Genomic DNA, 16,992 nt, shown 5'->3' on the forward strand with positions numbered 1-16,992 from the left:
GCCAGTCTTCCTTTTACAACAGTTCTTCCACGCTGACGCCAGCGGGCACGGCGGCCGCATCCACGCTCACCGCATAGTCGCCAAAGGCCCTGGCCGGCGCGCTGCCGTCGCCCTGGCGGGCCACGCGCACGGCGTCAAACAAAACGTGCGCCGGGGCGTTGCCCAGGGCGTCCGCATGCTTGAAGACAATGAGCTTACGGGCGCTCATGAGGCCGCGCGCCGCCGAATGGTCCAGATCGAACATCTGCCGCAGGGCCTGCCAGAAAAGCTGCAGGTCGTCGTCGGAAAAGCCCGTGCCTTTGTCCCCTTGCGCCAGATGGGGAGAAATAAAGCCGTGGGCCAGGTACAGGGCATAGGGCAGGATGTGTTTGTTGCCCATGGTACGGTTGCCGCCGCCCTGTTTTTCAGCCTCCTTCTCCGTTTCCACGGCCATGCGGGTGATGCTCACCTCCACAGGCACCACAGCTTCCACGCTGCGGGCAAAGGTCAATTGCACGGGGCCGCGTACCTGGCCGCAGTTGTTGAGCTTGGTGGACATGACCGCCCCGAAAGCGCGCACGTCATAAAAATTGGCGCACATCCAGCGCCGGGCCGCGTCGATTCTTGCCGACTCGCCTTTGCAGGCCTTGGCTTCGACGCTTTCATAGGCGGGTTCACGGGACTGGGACAATACGGCCCGCTCCGCCACATAAATCTTGTAGCCCGGCTCTCCGGCCTTGGCGATTTCCACAAAATTGCGCACCTTGCGCTTAAGGCAGACGTCCGTCACCAGGCCGAAGCCCGTTTCCGGGTCCAGACGCGGGGTGTTGCCCGCATCCGGATCGCCGTTGGGGTTGCCGTTCTCCACGTCAAACAGGTAGACAAAATCGTAACGGTTGCTGATGGCGGCCATGGCTTAGTCCTCCCTTTGCGCTGCGGGCGCGACGGTTGCGCTTTCTGCGGTTTCTTTTTTGGTAAAAAAGGCCTGGCGCTGCTGATAGTAGCCCAGGATAAACATGCCCTGCTCTTCCAGCCGAAGGGCAGCGGGAAAGCCGCCGCGGGCGGCGTCCAGGCCGTTCAGGATTTCCTGCAGAGCTTTTTCCAGATTAATGGCCTTTCCCGGCTCCTCCTTGCGAATTTTTGCCAGCCCGTGCTGGGCGTTGCGCAATATTATGGGAAAAACGCGGGCCGGCGTGGCCGAAGCCGCGCCGAAAAAGCGGTCACGCACTGTGGCGTTGGCCCCGGGAACGGCATTTTCCTGAATGCGTTCCACCAGAGCAAACAGACGGCCCAGACGATAGGCCACATCCGTAATACCGATATCCAGGCTCATGGGAACCTCCTTCTGTGCGTTGCGGACCAGCCAGGCCTTGAGCATGGCCGCCCGAAGAGAGTTGACGCCCCTGTCCGCCCGGATGCGCTCCACGGCGGCAGTGAGCAGCGTACGGGGGTAGGGCAGTTTGCCCACAATGGCCCGCAGCAGTTGCCCGGCCAGCAGAGGGGAAATGTTTTTGGAATCCCGTCGGGAGGCCAGCTCCCGCAACAGCTGCCAGGGGCTGGGGAACTCCGGTTCGCTGTCAAAACTGCGGCGCAGGCGTAACGCCTGGTAGTGGGCCGCCAGGTTGGCGGCCATGCCGCCCACTGTGTCCCGCTGCCAGAAGCGTACGGCCACGCGGGCCGCATTGCCCGCCAGGCCCAGCACAAAAAAGCCTGTGGCCGGGTCGCCCAATTCCTCAGGATAGCGGCCTTGCGCCACGGCGGTAAGATAGCCCTGCAATTGCCGGGTCAGGCTGTCGTCTTCCGCCTTGCCGCCCATGCTCATGCCGAACAGCCCCTCCGCCGCCGGGGCCGCGGACCAGAACACCACTGTGGTTTCGCCGATGACGACTTTGCGCGGGCTGCCCTTGGCCAGCAAGTGGTTGAGGGCCGTGGTGTAGGCAAAGGCCGCGCCCTGCCCTACCGGGGCATTGTAGTTCTGTTCCTTGCCGAAAGATTTGAAGGACGCGATGTTAAACGAAACCAGGGCGGCCCCGGTGGGCTGCGCCCCGGCCACCCCTTTGAGGGCCGGATGGATGGCCGGAATGGGCGCGTTGTCTTCGCCGGTCACCAGGCACATACCCCTTTCTTCTACGGCGTTGGCGGCCAGATGCCCCAGCCATGCCTTCTGAAACGCCGGACAGTCGTGCAGAAAACGCCGTTCTCCGTCCAGACGGAAAACCAGATTCCAGCCTTCCATTTCTTTCCAGCACGGCAGTTCCGCAGCCTGTTCCGGGGTCCAGGCTTCCAGAAAACGCAGCAGGGCCAGGGCCCCGGCGTCGTCCAGGGGATCCAGCAACTCGTGGGCCAGGGCCTTGAAGGCGGCGTGGGCCTGCGCCGTGCGTTCGGGCTTGCCCTTGGCGTCCGCGCCCAACACATAGCCCGTATTGTCCCAGGCGAAATTGGCCAACACGTTGACGGACCGCTTCACCGGCCCCGGCACACGGAGTATCTTTGCCTTGCCCTTGGCGTCGCGCAGGTCTTCCGGCGGCCCGGCCAGGGTGCCGTCGGGCCGCAGCGCCAGACAGAACTGCACGCCCTGCATACCGAAGCCGTAGGGCGAGATGTCGGCTTCCGGGTCGGCGGCCAGACGTTGGTAATAGTCGTTGAGGGCTTGCAGAATCATGCGCTTTCCCTCCCTTCCCGGCAGTCCAGCACGCCGTTGCGCAGCCGCGCGCGAAAAAAGCGCGGGCTCATGTCCGCCGTGTAGTCCAGGTCATAAAGCATCCAGCCCAGATCCGCTTCGCCCTGCAGGGGAGAAGTGGGAATATCCCCCTCCACCGGACCGAAAAAGGCGGCAAACTCCCGGCAGCCCAGGTACGGCCGGTGAAAGCACTGGCCTTTGGCCGCCCTGCGGTTAAAGATGTCCAGATGTTTGCCGTCATTGCGGTCTTCTGTCGAAGTATAGCTGAAATGGGCTTCAATGACGTAGTCCACCTGGCGCAGCACCAGGGCGGCCCGCTGCTGACGGCTGTCCTCCACAAAAAGTCGCAGGGGCGTGGTCCCGTCCTTCATGGCGGAACTCACCGTGCCAGGAGGGATTTTGTCGGCCACCTCGTTACGTCGCACATTATCAAAAACAATGGGCCGCAGGACGTGGATTTTGTCCACCACCCAGCAAATGCTGGGCTTCCAATACACGGCCTCCAGCACGCCGCGCGCGGCGGAGGGCGTCATGACGTCGTAGCTCACGCGCTCCGCCTTCATTTCCGGGCGGGTAAAGCAGGCATACTCCCCCCAGACCCGCAATCGTACACCTTGAGACACGGGCAGACCTCCTTGGTAAAAAGGCCAGGATCAAAAAATAAAATCTTCCGCCGTGGGGGCCTGGCAGACCAGCCCCAGGCGCTCATCGTAAAAATCCATATCCGCAAGCACTGCGCAGCCGCCCGCCCCGTCTCCCTGCTCCGTTTCCGGCCATTCCAGCGCGCCGCGCAGATCCAGAGCCTGGAACTGGCCCTCGTAAACCTGCACCGTGTACTGTTGCAGTTGCCGTAAAATGCCGCGCGGATGTTCCGCAAACGGCAGGGCGGCCAGCAGCTCGCGCGCCGTGGCGTCGTAGGGGATGACAATGGGCAGCATGGCATTTTCAATGAAGTGGAAGGCCTGCGCCGCACTGCGGAAAAACCACTGTCCTTTGGGGTCGGAAAGCAGATCGAGAATGCCCTTGCTGTCCAGGCTGTCCTCTTTTTTCCAGTACACTGTGCGAAAATAACGGTGCAACGCCTCAGGGCTGAAGGGATCCGCCACATGGCGCAAGACTTCGCGGGCGCTGTCAGCCGCGTAGCGGAAGGCCCTGGGCACGCCGCCTTCCGGCGTGAATACGGTGACCGGCGCAAGGCCGTCACATTCGCCCTCGCGGTTGCAGCGCCCGGCCGCCTGCACCAGCGAATCCAGACCGGCCAGTTCGCGAAAAACGCGGGGAAAGGACACGTCCACACCGGCCTCTACCAGTTGCGTGGACACGGTCAGGCAGGGCGCGCCTTCCCGCAGCTGCCCACGGATGTCCTCCAGCACGCGGGAGCGGTGCGCCGGACACATGAGGGCGCTCAAATGGCGCGCGCCCGGCTGGTCCTGCAGCAGACGAAACAGCTCCGCCGCCCGCTGCCGGGTGTTGACGATGCACAGAACCTGCCCTTGCTGCCGCAGACGGCCAGCCAGATTTTCCAGGCCAAGGGGCTCGTCAAGCAGTTCCAGACGGGTACGGGCCAGATCGCGCTGCAGACGGGTGGGGTCCGGGGCCAGCTCCCGCACCGCGCCGCGCAGGCCCTTTTTGAACTCCGTGGGGTCGTACGCCAGAGCCGGCTGGGTGGCCGTACAAAAAACAATGCTGCAGCCATAATGGGCGGCGAGTTCTTCCAGGGCCCGCAGGCAGGGAAGGAGGTAGTCCGTGGGCAACATCTGCGCTTCGTCCAGCACAATGACCGAACGGGCCAGATTGTGCAGCTTGCGGCAGCGCGAAGGTTTAGCCGCAAACAAGGACTCAAAGAACTGCACGTTGGTGGTCACCACCACGGGCGCGTCCCAGTTTTCGCAGGCCAGGCGGTGGCGGCGCGCGGCCGGGCTTTCGCCCACCGTGTCCGTGTCCGCGCCGGGCGCAAGCACGCGCGGGTCAAAATTGCTGTGGTGCTCAATCACCGCGCCTTCAGGAAAGATCTCCCGAAAAACCCTGGCGTTCTGTTCAATAATGGAAGTGTAGGGGATGACGTAGACCACCCGCCGCAGGCCGTGGGCCAGGGCGTGCCGCAGGGCAAAGCTCATGGACGAAAGGGTTTTGCCGCCGCCCGTGGGCACGGTCAGGCTGAACAGACCGGGCGCGAGGGCCGCCCCCTTGCGGCAGCTTTCCAGCACGGCGGCCCGCAGGACGTTGACCCGCCCTGTGGGGCTGAAGCCCGCGCAGTGCGCGTCCAGGGCGGTGGCCAGGGCTTCCAGCGGCGGCGCGCCAGACGCGCCTTTTTGCCGCTCCGCCGCCTTTGCCGGTTGGGTAAAGGCTTCAGTATCCGTATAGTCCGCATCCACCAGGGCGGAAAACAGCAGCCGCGTAAAAAAACTCAGGCCAAACGGCGTGGGCGCAAAGGGCGGCTGCAGCACGCGCACAAGGTCCGCATCCGGAGTGGCGACCTCCGGCAAGGGTACGGCCCGGGCGCAAAGCTGCCGCAAGGAGGCCGCCCCGTCCCGGCCGCTGTTGTGAAAATCCGGCAGGCCGCCGTGGTGTCCGGCCACGCAGTAGGCCAGCAACAGGCCCGGCGCCTCGCCGTGCTCCAAGAGCCAGCGCGCGCCGGGGCCCTTGTGGTCCACCAGGCGGCGCAACGTGCCCAAAAGCCGCTGCTGAAAATCGGGCAGAGCCTTGCCCGCATCGTGTGACAGACCACATTGCCGGCCCCAGTCCGCCGCGCCGAAAACGGCAGCCCTGGACGACGCCCCGGCCGCCACCTTTTGTAAATGCTCGGCCAGGGGCTGCCATTGGTCGGGCGGGCGACCTTCCAACGTGTGCGCGTAGAGCATACACACCCCCAAAAAACCATCGCGTCCTGTGCAGACGAGGCATTTCGTTATTTTTATTCATTGGCTTATCAAAATGCGCTTGCCGCAGCAAGCGCGGCAGAACAAAAAATGCCCGGCAGACGCGAAGCCGGGTTGCGGCTACCGCGCCTGCCGGGCGACAGGCTGTACAAAAACGGACAGGGTTACGGCATGGTGTATTCGCGCTTGGTGGCAAAGATATTGCCTTCGCGCTCCAGCCCCTGGGCAGCGGCCTTGCTGTACCACTGGGCGGCTGTGGTCGCGTCCTGCGTCGTGCCCACGCCATACTCGTAGCAGGCCCCCACATAGCGCTGAGCCTGGGCAAAGCCCTGGTCCGCCGCCAGCTTGGCCCAACGGAAGCTCTCTTCCGGATTTTTGGGGAAGCCGTACTTGCCCTGGCTGTAGTAGAGGGCCAGGTTGAAGCGGGCTTCGGCATTGCCGCTGTCGGCCGCGCGACGCATAAGGTCCGCCACGGCGGCCTCGTTGCGGGGCAGGCCCACGCCCAGTTCGTACTGATAGGCCAGCAGCACCTGCGCTTCGCTGTCGTTTTGGTCCGCCGCCAGGCGGAACCACTTGGCCGCGGTGCTCAGGTCCTGGTTCACGCCCAGGCCGTTTTCATAGCAACGGCCCAGCAGCACCTGCGCCCGCGGGTTGCCGTCCGAGGCCAGGGGCTGCACCATCTGGATAACCTGCTTGTATTGCCCTATGTTATAGGCCGTCCAGGCTTTTTCCAGAGTCTGCGCCGCAGTGGCGGCCGGCGCGGCCACCGCCGTCCCTGCAAGGCCGCAGGACAGAACCAAGGCCGCCAAAAGCGCCGGGAGGGATCGTTTCATGACAAAACTCCTTAGTATGGCGGGGCGGAATGGCCCCTGCCCGTGCATAAGAATAGTGTGCCGTCCGCCCCTTGGCAAGGGTTCCGCACGACCGCGCCGCATCCGTCATGGAGAGGCCGGGGCCGGTCCATCACCCGGTCCGGCCCCGGCCGTCTTCTGCACCCTGTCTTGACGCCCCGGCCCGCGCAGGGCACAACCAAGTGACCACATTGCCAGCCGGGTTCCCGAACCCGCTTTGAGGAGAACGTCATGCCCCAGTCCGACCAGCAGCCCCCCCGCACGCCGGGCGCAAACCCCGGCCGCAAAGCCCTGCCCGCGGGCAACGGCAGCTCCGTCACGGACGGCCCCAAGGTGGTGGAGGCCGAAGTGCTGCACGGGGACGCGGACGCAGGCCATGAAAGGGAGGACGCCCGCCGCGACGGGACTGCGGGCTCCCGCCGGGAAGAACATTTTTATTATCGCGCCACCTACGGCAACCGCGGCGACGGCTTTGCCCGACTGTGGAGCTTTGGCCGAGAGGACGGCAATGCCTGTCTGGCCCCCTGCATCACCTTTACGCTGTTTCTGGTCTGTCTTGCGCAGTTTGGCTTTCTGGCGGGCCTGGGCTTCGTGTTTTTTCACACCGTAGGGGCTGTACTGGGAGCCCTGAGCGAAGTGCGCCGCCTGGCCGCCGGCCGCGTATCCAATCCCTGGCTCTGGCGACTGGGCAACTGGGCGGTTTCGTTCCTTATCACCGTCTGGCTGGCGGGCGGCTTTGATTGAACTTGCGGGACCGCCTGCGCCATCTTTGCCAGATGCGGCCTCCCCGCGCCTCTACTATGATTATGCTGCAAAAATCCTTACTGTGGCAGGTCTACCTGCTGGAATGCGCCGACGGCACCCTCTACTGCGGCGTCACCCGCGACCTGCGCCGCCGTCTGGACCAGCACAACGGCCTGTGCGCGGGCGGAGCGCGCTACACGCGGGGCCGCCGCCCCGTACGCCTGCTGGAACACCGCACCTGCCCCGACCAGGGTACGGCCCTGCGCCTGGAGCGGGCGGTCAAGGCCCGGCCGCGCGCACAAAAACGGATTTTTCTGCAAAAGGGGACGCTGCCGTGCTGACGCCCGAAACCGCTTTGGCCTTTTTTGCCGCAGCCCTGCTGCTGGCCGTGGCTCCGGGGCCGGACAACATCTTTGTGCTCACCCAGTCCGCCGTGTACGGCGCGGGCGCGGGCGTAGCCACCACCTTCGGGCTGGTCACAGGCCTCTGCGTGCACACCACGGCCGTGGCCTTGGGCGTGGCCGCCCTGTTCCAGAGTTCGGCCCTGGCCTTTACCCTGCTCAAGGCCGCGGGCGCGCTCTATCTGCTGCGCCTGGCCTGGCTTTCCTTTCGCGCGGGCGCGGCCCTGGCCCTGACCCCGGAGGCAAAGCCGCCCTTTCCCGGCTATCTGGCTCTGTACCGCCGGGGCATTGTGCTGAACGTGACCAACCCCAAGGTTTCCCTGTTTTTTCTGGCTTTTTTGCCCCAGTTTTGCGACCCGGCGCGGGGCAGTGTGGCCCTGCAGGTGCTTCAACTGGGCGGGCTGTTCATGCTGGCCACGGTGGTGGTGTTCTGCGCCGTGGCCGCCCTGGGGGGACGGCTGGCCCTCTGGTTCAACCGCTCGCCGCGCGGGCAGATGCTCATCCACCGGGCAGCCGGAACCGTTTTTGCCGGGCTGGCCCTGCTGCTGCTGTGCAGCGGCCGTGGCGCTTGAGCGCGACTGCTTGACATCCCCTGCCCCAGGGCGTATGGGAATCAACTTTCAGAGGACAGCATGCAAAACTACCGCATCGGACTCGGCGATCTGCCCCCGGAGGGCAAAGAATTTGTGCTGGATGACCCCGCCATCTGGCTGGAACCCCTCAAGGAGTTCCATATGGATTGCCGGGTGCGCAAACCCTTGCGCGCCACGATTTCCGTAACGCCCGTAGAGGACGGCTGGCTGGTGCGCGGCAGCCTGGAGGGCGAAGTGGCCCTGCCCTGCAGCCGCTGCGCGGAAGACGCCATTACCCCGCTGGCCGCGCGGTTTGAAGACTTTGAAAGCCTGCCGGAAGAGCCCGAACCCGAAGCGCCCAGGCGTCACGCCGCGCAGGAACCGACGCCGGYGGGCGAGCGACTGGTCTGGGAGCGCGGCGCGCTGCTGCTGGACCTGGCCGCCGTATGCTGGGAAGAATTTGTGCTGGCCCTGCCACCCACGCCCCTCTGCCAAGAGGGCTGCAAGGGCCTGTGCGCCCGCTGCGGGGCCAACCTTAATGCCGGACCCTGCGGCTGCCCGCCCGAAGAAGGCGACCCCCGCCTGGCAGTGCTGCGCGGGCTTGTCCGGCGCGGCAAGTAGACATCCGCCCGACTTTTGCGTAACCTGCTGTGTCTTGCGGGCGGGCCTTTCCCGCCCCTTTGCACAGCCAGCCCAAGCCTTCCGTCTATACGGAAAAGGAGACCGCCATGGCCGTTCAGCAGAATAAAAAATCCCGTTCCCGCAAAGGAATGCGCCGCTCTCACGACCGCGTGGCCGTGCCCGCCGTCATCTACTGCACCTGCGGCGAACCCACCCTGCCCCACAGCGTTTGCCCTAACTGCGGCGAATACAAAGGGCGCAAGGTGATTGCCGGCAACGACAACGCGTGATGAACGAGCGCCCCGTCATTGCCGTGGACGCCATGGGGGGAGATTTTGGCCCTTCCGTGGTGGTGCCTGGGGCCATTGAGGCCGCCAGGCTGTACGACCTGCACGTGCAGCTTGTGGGAGATACCCCCAAGCTGGAGGCCGAGCTGGACAAGCTCGACCTCGTCAACGTGCATTTTGACATCGTGCAGGCCGATGACGTGGTGCACATGAACGAACGCCCCTCGGACATCCTGCGGCGCAAAAAAAACGCCTCCATCCAGGTGGCCTGCCGCCTGGTCAAGGAGGGCGCGGCCGACGCCGTGGTCAGCGCCGGGCATTCCGGAGCCACGGTGGCCTGCGGCATGTTCATCATGGGGCGGCTCGCCGGGGTGGAACGTCCGGCCCTGGCGGCCCTGCTGCCCACAGAAAAAGACCCCGTCGTGGTGCTGGACGTGGGCGCCAATGTGGATTGCCGCCCCTACCACCTCTTTCAATTCGGCCTCATGGGCGACGCTTTTGCCCGCGACCTGCTGGGCTATGCAGCGCCGCGCGTGAGCCTTTTGAGCATCGGCGAGGAAGAAGGCAAAGGCAACAGCCAGGTCAAGGAAGCCTACGAACTGCTGAAAATGGCTCAGAACCTCAACTTCGCGGGCAACGCCGAAGGGCGGGACATTTTTACCGGCGACCTGGACGTGGTGGTCTGTGACGGTTTTGTGGGCAATGTGGTGGTCAAGATGAGCGAAGGGCTTGCCGCCTCGCTGGTGCGCATGCTCAAAAAAGTCTTCACATCCGGCCTGTTGCCGGCCCTGGGCGGCATGCTGGCCCGGGGGGCCTTCCGGCGCTTTGCGCGCACGGTGGACTACGCCGAATACGGCGGCGCGCCGCTTTTGGGCCTGCAGGGTCTGGCCATCGTCTGTCACGGGCGCTCCAGTGCGCGGGCCATGACCAACGCCGTGCGCATGAGCGGCACCTTTATACGTAAAGGCACCAATCTTCGCCTGGCCGAAACCATCCTGGCCAACGAGGAGCTTACCCGCTTCTCCCGCGCCATCTAACCCACGGTACCCCCAATGAAGCCTTTTTGCCATCTGCTTGCCCTGCACGCCTACGTTCCCGACACGGTGCTGACCAATGCCGACCTGGCCGCCGTGGTGGACACCAACGATGAATGGATCGTTTCCCGGACGGGCATCCGCCGCCGCCACAGGCTGGACGCGGCCGACAACGCTTCGGACATGGCCCTGCGCGCGGCGCGCGGCGCGCTGGACGATGCGGGGCTGCTGCCTGCCGAGCTCACCCACGTCATCACCGCTACCTGCACGCCGGACGTGCTCTCTCCTTCAGTGGCCTGCATTGTGGCCGGGCAATTGGACACAGGGCCGGTCATGGCCTTTGACTTCAGTGCCGCCTGTTCCGGTTTTTTGTACGGCCTTTCCCTCTGCCGTTCGCTGCTGGCCCAGGATCACGAGGCCAAGATTCTGTTTATCTGCGCCGAGGCCCTCAGCCGCCGGGTCAACTGGGCGGACCGTTCCACCTGCGTGCTCTTTGGCGACGCGGCCACGGCCTGCGTGGTCAGCGCGGGTTCGGCCAATGTGCTGGCCGGGCTGGAAGACGTGCTCTGCCTGAGCGACGGCCGCCAGCGCGACCTTATCGTCGTGGGCGGCGGCACCTCCAGCCGTTATGGCCTGGGCGACCCCGTGGGCGAAGATTTTTTCATCCGCATGCAAGGGCGTGAAACGTACAAGCATGCGGTGCGCAGCATGGTGCAGGTCTGCGAAGACGTGCTGGCCAAAAACGGCCTCACGGCTGCGGATGTGGACCTGCTGGTGCCCCACCAGGCCAACCTGCGCATTATAGAAGCCGTGGGCGGCCGCCTGGGCATCACGGGCGAGCGCGTGTTCGTCAATGTGGACCAGTACGGCAACACCTCTTCGGCCTCCATTCCCCTGGCCATTGCCGAAGCGCACGCGCAGGGGCGCATCAGGCCGGGCTGCCGGGTACTGGCTACGGCTTTCGGCGCAGGGCTTACCTGGGGCGCGGCCCTGCTGCGCTTTTAAGCCGATTTTTCTCCGGCCGCACACGGGGCCGGGGCGCACGCGGCGCACCGCGCGTGCAACAACATTTTTTACGGGCGTTTCTCCACGCAGGGGGCACGCCGGGCGCGCAGGACACGCCCAGAAAAACGGCGATGCTTCGCCCCTGCCGCGCGGCCGGCCCTGACGGCTTTTCCGCGCTTTTCGCTCCAACTGGCGTGCCGCACGCCGCAGACTAAAGGCAGGCAATATGACAACCGTGCAGTGCCCTTCCACCCAAGACGCGCCGACGGCCTTGGTAACCGGCGGATCACGCGGCATCGGCCGGGCCATTGCCCGCACCCTGGCACGGGAGGGCTTTCAGGTTTACCTTACCTACGTCAGCCGCCCGGAAGAGGCGGAAAAAACCGTAGAGGAAATCCGCTCCCAGGGCGGCCAGGCCAGGGCTTTTGGCCTGGACGTGAGCGACGGGGCCGCCGTGGCCGACTTTTTTGCCGCCGAGATCAAGGACCAGGTCAACCTGGCCGTGCTGGTCAACAACGCGGGCATCACCAGGGATGTTCTCTTACTGCGCATGAAGGACGAGGACTTTGACCGCGTGCTCACCGTCAACCTGCGCGGAGCCTTTTTGTGCTCGCGCGAGGCGGCCAAGATCATGAGCCGGGCCCGCTACGGCCGGATCGTCAATATTTCTTCCGTGGTGGGGCAGATGGGCAACGTCGGGCAGGTCAACTACGCCGCGGCCAAGGCAGCCCTGCTGGGACTCACCAAATCTTGCGCCAAAGAGCTGGCCGCCAGGCAGATCACGGTCAATGCCGTGGCCCCCGGCTTTATTGAAACGGACATGACCGCAGCCCTTACCGATGAAGTGCGCGCGGATTATGTGGCGGCCATACCCCTGCGGCGCATGGGCCGGGCCGAAGACGTGGCCGAAGCCGTGGCCTTTCTGGCCTCGGACAAGGCCGCCTACATCACCGGACAGGTGCTGGGCGTCAACGGCGGCATGTACTGCTGACCGCGCCCGCGCCACAAAGACCCCGCCCGGCCCCGACGCCGGGCCAACAGAGAGACCATTACTTTATTGCTGGAGGATACCATGTCTGATGTTTCTGAAAAGGTAAAAAAGATCATTGTGGATCAACTGGGCGTGAGCGCCGAAGAAGTGAAGCCCGAAGCCTCCTTTGTGGAGGACCTGGGCGCCGATTCTCTGGACCTGACCGAGCTGATCATGGCTATGGAAGAAGAGTTCGACATTGAAATTGCCGACGACGACGCCCAGAAGATCCTGAAAGTGCAAGACGCCATCAGCTACATCGAAAACAAGCAATAGTACCGGCGCACCAACGCCGGAGGGGCTTCCGGCTTTCCGGCCCGCAGCCTGTCGCCGGGCTTTGCCGCACGGGCGCGCCGTGCCCACCCGTCGCAAAAACGGCGCGGCGGCACAAACGCCCAACGAAACCGCGCTGTTGCCGCGACCGTGAGGCGTCCGCCGCTGCGGACGAAGGACGCTTTGAATTCCCATGACAGCCGCAGTGGGGGGACGCCGCGTCCCCCCGCCTTCAAAGGAGCATGCATGACCCGTCCCCGCGTAGTGATCACCGGCATTGGCGGCGTTACGCCCCTCGCCAATGATATGGAAAGCACCTGGAAAAAGCTGCTCGCCGGCGAGTCGGGCATTGCGCCCATCACCCTTTTTGACGCTTCGGCCTACGATGCCCGCATTGCCGGCGAAGTGAAAAATTTTGTGCCCGAAGACCACATCCCCATGAAGCAGGCCCGCCGCATGGACCGCTTCACCCAGTTTGCCGTGACTTCGGCCCAGATGCTCCTCAAAGACGCGGACTTTACCGTAACCGACGCTAACGCCTACGATACGGGCGTCATCCTCGGCATCGGTCTGGGCGGTCTGCACACCCTGGAGACCTACCACGCCAAGCTGCTGCAGTCCGGTCCCAACAAAATCTCGCCCTTCATGATCCCCATGCTCATTTCCAATATGGGTCCGGGGCAGATTTCCATTTTTACCGGCGCCAAAGGCCCCAACATCGTCACCACCACGGCCTGCGCCTCCGCCATCCACGCTCTGGGCACGGCTTTTGACAACATCCGCCTGGGGCGGGTCACTGCGGTTATTTCCGGCGGCGTGGAGGCCACGGTCACGCCCCTGGGCGTGGCGGGCTTTACGGCGCTCAAGGCGCTTTCCACCCAGTTTAACGACGAGCCCACCCGCGCCTCCCGCCCCTTTGACGCCAAGCGCGACGGCTTTGTCATCGGCGAGGGCGCCGGCCTGCTGCTGCTGGAATCGCTGGAATCGGCCCAGGCGCGCGGCGCCAAAATCTACGCTGAAATGGTGGGCTACGGCGCCACGGGCGACGCCTACCATATGACCGCTCCCTGTGAGGACGGCGTAGGCATGGCCCGCGCCATGCAAAACGCCCTCAAGGATGCGGGCATCCAGCCAGAGGCCGTGGAGCACATCAACGCCCACGCCACCTCCACCATGCTCAACGACAAGACCGAAACCCGCGCCATTAAACTGGTCTTTGGCGCGCATGCGCCCAAGCTCAAAATTTCCGCCACCAAATCCATGACCGGCCATTTGCTGGGCGCAGCCGGCGGCATCGAATCCGTATTCACGGCCCTGGCCCTGCGCGACGGCATGCTGCCTGGCACCATCAACCTGGAAAATCCCGATCCGGAATGCGATCTGGACTACCTGGCGAACGGCACGGTGCACCAGGCCTGCAGCTACGCCATGTGCAACTCTTTCGGCTTCGGCGGCACCAACGCCAGCGTCATTTTTAAAAAGTGGGAAGCCTAGGGCCCCACGCCCTTTGCCCCGCGGCCGGGGGGGGCATGGTCCGCCCCCGCCAACCATAAGGAAGCGCTCATGGACGAAATCCTGCTCCAAGACCCGGAACTGGCCCAGGCCATCATTCTGGAATCCAACCGTCAGGTCAGCAAACTGGAACTCATCGCCTCGGAAAACTTCGTTTCGCCGGCAGTGCGCGAGGCCCAGGGCAGCGTGCTGACCCACAAGTACGCCGAAGGCTACCCCGGCAAGCGCTATTACGGCGGCTGCGAATACGTGGATATAGCCGAGACCTTGGCCCAGGACCGCGCCAAGCAGCTTTTTGACTGCCAGTATGTCAACGTGCAGCCTCATTCCGGCTCACAGGCCAACATGGCCGCCTATCTGGCCTTCATGAAGCCCGGCGATACCATTTTGGGCATGAACCTTTCGCACGGCGGGCACCTGACCCACGGCAGCCCGGTGAACTTCTCCGGCCGCCTCTTCCACGTGGTTTCTTACGGCGTGGAGCGCGAAACAGGCCGCATTGACTACGATCAGGTGGCCACCCTGGCCCGTGAACACAAACCTCAGGCCATTGTGGCGGGCGCCAGCGCCTACCCCCGCGCCATTGATTTTGCGCGTTTTCGGCAGATTGCTGACGAAGTGGGCGCCACCCTGGTGGTGGACATGGCCCACATTGCCGGGCTGGTGGCCGCAGGCCTGCACCAGAGCCCCCTGCCCTACGCCCACATCACCACCACCACCACGCACAAGACATTGCGCGGTCCGCGCGGCGGCATGATCCTTTCCGGCGAAAGCATGGCCAAAACCCTCAACAGCCAGATTTTCCCCGGCATTCAGGGCGGGCCGCTCATGCACGTCATCGCGGCCAAAGCCGTGGCCTTTGGCGAGGCCCTGCGTCCTGCCTTCAAAAAATACCAGCTGCAGGTGGTGCAGAACGCCGCCACCCTGGCCGCCTGCCTCATGAAGGCGGGCTACGACCTGGTTTCCGGCGGCACGGACAACCACTTAATGCTGGTGGACCTGACCAGCAAGGACATTACGGGCAAGGACGCCGAACAGGCCCTGGACAAGGCGGGCATTACGGTAAACAAAAACACCGTGCCTTTTGAAACCCGTTCGCCCTTTGTTACTTCGGGCGTCCGCCTGGGCTCTGCGGCCCTGACCACGCGCGGCATGAAAGAAGACGATATGCGCCTGGTGGGCAGCTTTATTGTGGAAGCCCTGGAAAAACGCAACGAACCCGCCGCGCTGGAAAACATCCGTAAAAAGGTGGAGGAGTTCGCCCGGCAGTTCCCGCTGTTTGCCTGGTAAGCCGTTTATGGCGGTCCGGCTTACGTTTGGGCGTAAGCCGGACCGCGCTCAAGGCAGCGCACGCGGCGGCAGTCTGGCCGGGCTTGTCCCCGGCCGCAACTATTTCAGGTGGTCCTATGCAACGCATGCCTTGGCCCGAATACTTCATGAACATCACCTACCTGGTAAGCGGGCGCTCCACGTGCCTGCGCCGCCGGGTGGGCGCGGTGCTGGTGAAGAACAAACGCATCCTGGCCACGGGCTACAACGGCGCTCCGGCCGGGGTGCCCCACTGCCTGGAGGTGGGCTGCCTGCGCGAACAGCTGGGCATCCCTTCCGGCCAGCGGCACGAAATCTGCCGGGGGCTGCACGCGGAGCAAAACGTCATCATTCAGGCCGCGGTGCACGGCATCAATATCAGCGGCGCGGAGCTCTACTGCACCACCCATCCCTGCGTGCTCTGCAGCAAAATGCTTATCAACTGCGGCGTTCGCCATATCCTCTATGCAGAGGACTATCCAGACGAACTGGCCACGCAAATGCTGCGTGAAGCCGGGGTTCTTGTGGAACAGCTGCCCTTCGTCCCCCCCGTGGTCAGCGCTCAAACCGGAGAAGGCTCCCATGTCTGAACTGGATTACGCTCCCTTTATGCGCGAGGCCATAGCCCTTGCCGAGCGGGGTCGTTGGAAGACCTGTCCCAATCCCACGGTGGGGGCCGTACTGGTGCGCGACGGACACGTGGCGGCGCGCGGCTGGCACCATGCCGCCGGGGAAGACCACGCCGAGGTCGCCTGTATCAAGGACGCCCGCGCGCACGGGGTGGACCCGGCAGACTGCACCCTGGTGGTCACCCTGGAGCCTTGCTGCCATCAGGGCAAAACCCCACCCTGCACCGCGGCCGTGCGCGAGGCCGGCATCAAAAAGCTGGTGGTGGGTCTGGCCGACCCCAACCCCGTGGCCTGCGGCGGTGCGTGTCAGTTACGCGAAGCCGGGCTGGAGGTGGTGGAGGGCGTGTGCGCGCAGGAGTGCCGCGACCTGGTGGCGGATTTTCTGGTCTGGCAGACCCAAAACCGGCCTTACGTCATCCTCAAGATGGCCGCCACGCTGGACGGACGCATCGCCACGCGCAAGGGGCAATCCCAGTGGATCAGCTCCGAGCCTTCTCGGCAGGAAGTGCAGCGCCTGCGCGCAGGCATTGGCCTGTGCGGTGGAGCTGTGCTTATCGGCGGCGGCACCTTCAGGGCGGACGACCCGCGCCTGACGGTACACGAGGCCGGGGCAACGGCCCCACAACCCTTGGCCTGCGTGCTGACCTCGCGCCTGCCGCAGCCCGACGCGGATTTTCATTTGCTCAGGCACAGGCCGGAGCAGACCATTTTTATGGCCTCGCCAGCGGCGGCGGCCTCCACCACGGCCAAAGCCCTGCGCGAAATGGGCGTGCGCGTGCTGGCCCTGGGCCCGCGCGCGCGCGGAGGCGGCCCGGACTTTGTCGGCCTGCTGCAACTTTTGTGGCAAGAACTGCACTGCCCCTACGTACTCTGCGAAGGGGGCGGCAAGCTGGCGCTGAGCCTGCTGGAAGCCGGCATGGTGGACGACTTTCGCCTGCACCTGGCCCCTATAATTCTAGGCGACGCGGACGCCCATCCGCTGTTTTCCGGCCGTGCGCCCCTGAGCCTGGACGAGGCCCTGCGCCTGCGTGTAAGCCGCACGGACATTTGCGGCGGGGACGTGCACATCCGGCTGCATCCCCTGGACACGCTGCTCGCCTGAGCGCACGTGCCGCCTCCCTATGCCGGTGGGCTCACCGCGCACACGCTTACGCAAAAAAGGTTTTTGAAAGATAGAGGGCGTGGGG

Annotated in this window: 18 protein-coding genes; 13 read left to right on the forward strand and 5 right to left on the reverse strand. The window is 64.7% G+C overall.

The window, feature by feature from the left end:
• Positions 1 to 13 precede the first annotated feature (13 nt).
• From cas7c to EB812_RS01350, 5 genes are all read right to left on the reverse strand, one after another.
• A complete protein-coding gene (gene cas7c / locus EB812_RS01330; protein ID WP_118230346.1) occupies positions 14 to 892 on the reverse strand; it encodes a type I-C CRISPR-associated protein Cas7/Csd2 in 879 nt (292 codons plus the stop codon).
• A 3-nt stretch (positions 893 to 895) separates the two neighbouring features.
• Complete coding sequence (cas8c, locus tag EB812_RS01335) at positions 896 to 2,641, reverse strand: type I-C CRISPR-associated protein Cas8c/Csd1 (RefSeq protein ID WP_118230345.1); 1,746 nt, start codon at positions 2,639 to 2,641, stop codon at positions 896 to 898.
• Complete coding sequence (cas5c, locus tag EB812_RS01340; RefSeq protein ID WP_118230344.1) at positions 2,638 to 3,282, reverse strand: type I-C CRISPR-associated protein Cas5c; 645 nt, start codon at positions 3,280 to 3,282, stop codon at positions 2,638 to 2,640. The genes cas8c and cas5c overlap by 4 nt, the downstream gene beginning before the upstream one ends.
• Positions 3,283 to 3,312: 30 nt before the next feature.
• A complete protein-coding gene (gene cas3 / locus EB812_RS01345) occupies positions 3,313 to 5,520 on the reverse strand; it encodes a CRISPR-associated helicase Cas3' (RefSeq protein WP_118230343.1) in 2,208 nt (735 codons plus the stop codon).
• Positions 5,521 to 5,702: 182 nt separating this feature from the next.
• Entirely contained in the window at positions 5,703 to 6,371 is a 669-nt protein-coding gene (locus tag EB812_RS01350) for a tetratricopeptide repeat protein (protein ID WP_207287299.1), read from the reverse strand.
• Between the two features lie 249 nt (positions 6,372 to 6,620).
• On the opposite strand from EB812_RS01350, the gene EB812_RS01355 reads away from it, so the two are divergent.
• The 13 genes from EB812_RS01355 (at position 6,621) to ribD (ending at position 16,907) form a co-directional block, all read left to right on the forward strand.
• The gene (locus EB812_RS01355; protein ID WP_118230341.1) at positions 6,621 to 7,133 is read left to right on the forward strand and encodes a hypothetical protein; all 513 of its coding nucleotides are present in this window, start codon (positions 6,621 to 6,623) and stop codon (positions 7,131 to 7,133) included.
• Between the two features lie 62 nt (positions 7,134 to 7,195).
• On the forward strand, positions 7,196 to 7,474 hold the full coding sequence (locus tag EB812_RS01360; protein ID WP_118230352.1) for a GIY-YIG nuclease family protein: 279 nt from the start codon (positions 7,196 to 7,198) through the stop codon (positions 7,472 to 7,474).
• Positions 7,468 to 8,106: a LysE family translocator gene (locus EB812_RS01365; protein ID WP_118230340.1), complete on the forward strand. Its 639-nt coding sequence runs from the start codon at positions 7,468 to 7,470 to the stop codon at positions 8,104 to 8,106. The genes EB812_RS01360 and EB812_RS01365 overlap by 7 nt, the downstream gene beginning before the upstream one ends.
• Positions 8,107 to 8,166: 60 nt before the next feature.
• Positions 8,167 to 8,727, forward strand: a complete 561-nt coding sequence (locus tag EB812_RS01370) for a YceD family protein (protein ID WP_130957742.1) — start codon at positions 8,167 to 8,169, stop codon at positions 8,725 to 8,727.
• A 107-nt stretch (positions 8,728 to 8,834) separates the two neighbouring features.
• Complete coding sequence (gene rpmF / locus EB812_RS01375) at positions 8,835 to 9,017, forward strand: 50S ribosomal protein L32 (RefSeq protein ID WP_118230338.1); 183 nt, start codon at positions 8,835 to 8,837, stop codon at positions 9,015 to 9,017.
• A complete protein-coding gene (plsX, locus tag EB812_RS01380; protein WP_118230337.1) occupies positions 9,017 to 10,051 on the forward strand; it encodes a phosphate acyltransferase PlsX in 1,035 nt (344 codons plus the stop codon). Before rpmF ends, plsX begins: the two co-directional genes overlap by 1 nt.
• 15 nt (positions 10,052 to 10,066) lie before the next feature.
• Complete coding sequence (locus EB812_RS01385) at positions 10,067 to 11,053, forward strand: beta-ketoacyl-ACP synthase III (protein ID WP_118230336.1); 987 nt, start codon at positions 10,067 to 10,069, stop codon at positions 11,051 to 11,053.
• A gap of 226 nt (positions 11,054 to 11,279) precedes the next feature.
• Complete coding sequence (gene fabG / locus EB812_RS01390; RefSeq protein WP_130957743.1) at positions 11,280 to 12,044, forward strand: 3-oxoacyl-[acyl-carrier-protein] reductase; 765 nt, start codon at positions 11,280 to 11,282, stop codon at positions 12,042 to 12,044.
• 81 nt (positions 12,045 to 12,125) lie between these two features.
• Entirely contained in the window at positions 12,126 to 12,359 is a 234-nt protein-coding gene (acpP, locus tag EB812_RS01395; protein ID WP_118230334.1) for an acyl carrier protein, read from the forward strand.
• 243 nt (positions 12,360 to 12,602) lie between these two features.
• Positions 12,603 to 13,850 (forward strand): beta-ketoacyl-ACP synthase II, encoded by a 1,248-nt coding sequence (gene fabF, locus EB812_RS01400; protein ID WP_118230333.1) that lies wholly within the window; start codon positions 12,603 to 12,605, stop codon positions 13,848 to 13,850.
• 69 nt (positions 13,851 to 13,919) lie between these two features.
• Entirely contained in the window at positions 13,920 to 15,158 is a 1,239-nt protein-coding gene (gene glyA / locus EB812_RS01405; RefSeq protein WP_118230332.1) for a serine hydroxymethyltransferase, read from the forward strand.
• 116 nt (positions 15,159 to 15,274) lie between these two features.
• On the forward strand, positions 15,275 to 15,766 hold the full coding sequence (locus EB812_RS01410) for a deoxycytidylate deaminase (RefSeq protein ID WP_118230331.1): 492 nt from the start codon (positions 15,275 to 15,277) through the stop codon (positions 15,764 to 15,766).
• Positions 15,759 to 16,907 carry a bifunctional diaminohydroxyphosphoribosylaminopyrimidine deaminase/5-amino-6-(5-phosphoribosylamino)uracil reductase RibD gene (ribD, locus tag EB812_RS01415; protein WP_118230330.1) on the forward strand — a complete coding sequence of 383 codons (1,149 nt, stop codon included), beginning with the start codon at positions 15,759 to 15,761 and terminating at the stop codon, positions 16,905 to 16,907. Before EB812_RS01410 ends, ribD begins: the two co-directional genes overlap by 8 nt.
• Positions 16,908 to 16,992 lie beyond the last annotated feature (85 nt).

This window comes from Desulfovibrio legallii (genome assembly GCF_004309735.1).
In the GTDB taxonomy this organism is placed as follows: domain Bacteria; phylum Desulfobacterota; class Desulfovibrionia; order Desulfovibrionales; family Desulfovibrionaceae; genus Desulfovibrio; species Desulfovibrio legallii.